This window comes from Salinisphaera orenii subsp. halophila YIM 95161, from assembly GCF_003732545.1.
Taxonomy (GTDB): Bacteria; Pseudomonadota; Gammaproteobacteria; order Nevskiales; family Salinisphaeraceae; genus Salinisphaera; species Salinisphaera orenii_A.
Genome location: NZ_AYKF01000003.1, coordinates 1 through 3,473 on the forward strand (window position 1 = coordinate 1; position 3,473 = coordinate 3,473).

The 3,473-nt window shown below is 51.1% G+C and carries 5 protein-coding genes; 1 reads left to right on the forward strand and 4 read right to left on the reverse strand.

From position 1 onward, the window contains the following. Positions 1–106 precede the first annotated feature (106 nt). Positions 107–394, forward strand: coding sequence for an alpha/beta hydrolase family protein (locus tag SAHL_RS01640; protein ID WP_123589684.1), 288 nt, complete (start codon positions 107–109; stop codon positions 392–394). Between the two features lie 225 nt (positions 395–619). On the opposite strand, the gene SAHL_RS01645 is transcribed toward SAHL_RS01640, so the two are convergent. The 4 genes from SAHL_RS01645 to SAHL_RS17420 form a co-directional block, all read right to left on the reverse strand. Continuing rightward, positions 620–1,174 (reverse strand): hypothetical protein, encoded by a 555-nt coding sequence (locus SAHL_RS01645; protein ID WP_148045443.1) that lies wholly within the window; start codon positions 1,172–1,174, stop codon positions 620–622. Between the two features lie 176 nt (positions 1,175–1,350). Next, positions 1,351–2,118, reverse strand: a complete 768-nt coding sequence (locus SAHL_RS01650) for a phospholipase D-like domain-containing protein (RefSeq protein WP_123589686.1) — start codon at positions 2,116–2,118, stop codon at positions 1,351–1,353. A 151-nt stretch (positions 2,119–2,269) separates the two neighbouring features. Further along, positions 2,270–2,881 carry a BRCT domain-containing protein gene (locus tag SAHL_RS01655; protein ID WP_123589687.1) on the reverse strand — a complete coding sequence of 204 codons (612 nt, stop codon included), beginning with the start codon at positions 2,879–2,881 and terminating at the stop codon, positions 2,270–2,272. 135 nt (positions 2,882–3,016) lie between these two features. Further along, the coding region (locus SAHL_RS17420) for a hypothetical protein (RefSeq protein ID WP_221177777.1) at positions 3,017–3,473 on the reverse strand (457 nt) is incomplete at its 5' end.

A 3,473-nucleotide genomic window follows, 5' to 3' on the forward strand; every position in this document is an offset into this window, starting at 1 on the left:
CCACACTTTCCGAGTCCGCCAAGGCGGCGTGACTCAAACCCACGAGCCTCCGGGAAACCCGGGTTGATTCATCGAGGCGGGCGGCACGTGTCATGAGAACTTCGGCGTGAGCGAGGACGGCGACACCACCGAGCAGCAGCTCGAAACGCTGGCCAGCATGCCCGTGCTGATGATGTACGGCGACTACCTCGACCGGCTCGGCGGCACGTGGCAGGACGCATTCGAGGACTGCCAGCAACTCGTGCAGGAGATCAACGACGCCGGCGGCAACGCCACGATGATGCACCTGCCCGAGCTCGGCATCACCGGCAATAGCCACATGATGATGCAGGCCCGGAACAACCTGGAGATTGCGGACCTGATCGAGCAGTGGATCGAGCAGAACGTCGAGTAGACGAAAGCGATAACCATAAGGATGTTGGAGGCGGCATTGGAGATGCCGTCTCCAACTATGGAGTTTGGTCGTAAGATTCGAAGTTTTGCATTTTGCCCGCTTGTCTAAATATCAATCGTCGAGCGAGTGCAAAATGCAAGACCTGACCCTCAAGTCTCCGTTGCCGACCGAAGCGCGCCAGCGCTTTCGGCGGTCAACTGCAGCGCCCTGTTGGGCGACAATTCTTCACGCACTACCGAAAGCTTTGATTGACATGCTTGCCAAGTTAAGTCCGAGCATCGATAGCTTACCTTTGAATTCATTTACATCTGCATCGGAGAAGGACTTCGCGAGGCGCGTGTAACCGAAAGGGGCTTGGATTAAGTGGGTCCCAATTTTCTGCATTGAGCCTGAAGCGAGAGCGACGTCAACAGCAGGCGCTACGACTTCAAGGACTTCGTCAGAGAGATCAAAGTATTTATTCAACGCGTTTTCAAAACCGTTCGACGTAGGCCCAGGCGAATAGGGTCCAAGATCTTTGATTCTGCCAATTTGCCCGACGAAACACTGCGCGCAATCGTGGGTAAACGACTGTGCCTGCTCCGAAGTTATTCGCTCAATCTTCCATAACGGCATCGCGATACATGTCGCGGCGACACTGTGATAGAGAGCTATTCCTTCGCCGGCTCCCGCGTTGGCGTGAGTTTCTAGCAACTGGTCGAGGAATGGAAACGCCTCCTTCTCCATTAACAAGTGGAGCTGCTTCGAGCTGTCGGAAGTGCCCACAAACGTCACGTTCATCATTTCGCCTTCTCCCGTGTCGCCCAACGCCGAAGCTCAGTTGCCGCCGGAGCGGCCGTAGGCCGCGGAGGGGACCCAAAGCGCGACAGCGCTTTGGGCGGTCAACTGCAGCGTTTTGTTAGCACTAATTTTCGACGGCCCGAAATGCGACAGTCATGTGCGAGAGGGCTTTTGCGCTAATTAATTGGCTCAGCATAGAGCTCTCGCCCCCACTCATGGATATTTCGCACCGGCAATCCGCGGGTATTAAAAAGCTTTTCACATTCATCGATAATGACTTGTAACGCTTTTTCATCCGTCACTCTCACCCGGGTCTCGTAATTACTTTTGGTTCCACTAACTGTAAAATTCAGAGAGCCTAAGTACGCAACCTCGTCATCAATTATGTACACTTTGCTGTGGATAAACGTGTTTCCATGTTCGTTACGTTCTGGTGAACGGAACACCTTAAATGGAAACAATTGTTGATAAGAATAATGATAAATTATTTTATTTTTAATTTTAATTACTAAAAGATGCCTTGCGACAGCGATAAAACTAATCGGAATAACTGCGTATAACAGCATTATGTCGGGAAAGAAATACGCAGTAAGAGCCGCGATAAAAAACAAAGTCGCGCCGCTTAATGAGAGAATTTTTTTGATTCTTATCAATTTATTTCTTTTATCCTGGGCATCGATATCCGTGTTGCGATTTTGAGAAATTAATTTGTGGATATTTTTCTCGTACGAACCGTAGTAGTCTTCGATTACGTCTGAAGTTACTAGCTGTACCTTGACTCCGTCGTAATATCTATCAACCAGATGGCTGACCAGGGAAGGCGATAAATAAGGCGAGATAATTCTCACGTTACTCCTCGCGCTTGAAATATCCTTTAAAAGCTTTTTGCCCGCACCTCGCCCGATGTAGATATCACAACTAGCGTTATTATAAACGGCGCTCATCGAAATATTCTCTCCACCTAGTAGATTGGCTCAGAAATTTTCTCGGGTGCTAACGCCGAAGCTCAGTTGCAGCCGGAGCAGGCGTAGCCTGCGGAGGGAACCCGAAGCGCGCCAGCGCTTTGGGCGGTCAACTGCAGCGACTTGTTGGGCATCAGGCTAAACCACCACACTTCGCCCAGTGCTCTTCGGTGATGATGGCTAGTGGAACGCCCAAATCGCGGTAATCCATAGCCTTTTCGATTTTCCGACCAAAAGTTTCGTGCGCCCAACTGTCGGTGACGTAGGAACCCAACACAAGATAGTTCAGCTTCTTCGTCACATTGGCGATGTTGTGCCCGCCGAGATGTTCTACGGCTTTTTGGCAGTCTTTGCGTGTCCCGAGCGCGCAAGTCCCAGTGAATACGAATGTACTCCCCTCGAACGCGATTTGCGGCGCCGGATCGTTGATGGGCAACGCAGCTGCACGAGCTAGCTCGCCAAATTCGGAAGGTTTACCGGAAATCTGATACAGAGTTTCAAGCAGTTCGGCTGATTCTTCAGCATCGAGAACGCCGTCCTCTAGCATTACGCTGATTTTACTTAGAAGATTGCCGATTACCGGGTTCTCGGTGGCCTGTCGATTTTGTATAAGCCAGTTCTGTAGGAACTCCGCCTCCGCTTGGTTTATCTGGCGATCAGCTACAAGCCCCTTACTCAGCCCGATAAGCGTATCCATCTGACGATCATCGATGGATTTACGGTTGAATTGAACGAACATATCCATTGCGATTCCCCCTCATATTTTTTCCGCCCAACGCTTTTGTTCAGCGGCGACCTTTTTGCAGCGAAGCGGAGAAAAGGGCGTCCGGTGGAGGGCCGCCAGGCCCGGAACGAACTGCAACAACTGGTTAGGCATTACTCAATTTCCAGCACCGCAAGGGGCAGCAGGCAGTTGGCCTGCTAAAGTTCGCTGCCAATCGGTAGCAACTTCCTTGGAACTGAATGTCCCATGTAACTCCCCGCTAGGAATTGGCACCCAGATTGTCGACCTCGAAAATTCACGATCACCGACAACAATGCGGATCATTTTGCCGGTTTTTGCTTCCGTGAAGCCCCCCAAACTGTTGGTACCAATTCCTGTTAATTTGACGAATACCGGCCAGCCAAGATCTGTCTGCTCCCCAGCTACAGCTTTCTCCACGTAGGCCGAGCAAAGATTAAACTCCTGCTCAGTCTCGGCCGATGCAACGGCAGGGAAAGCCAGTAAAAGAACAGCAATCCAACTCATCATGACCAGTGCCTGCCTAACGAACATAGCTAAGCGAGACAGGAACAGACGCTGGCTGAGGCACGCCCACAGCTTATAGTCGTAATTC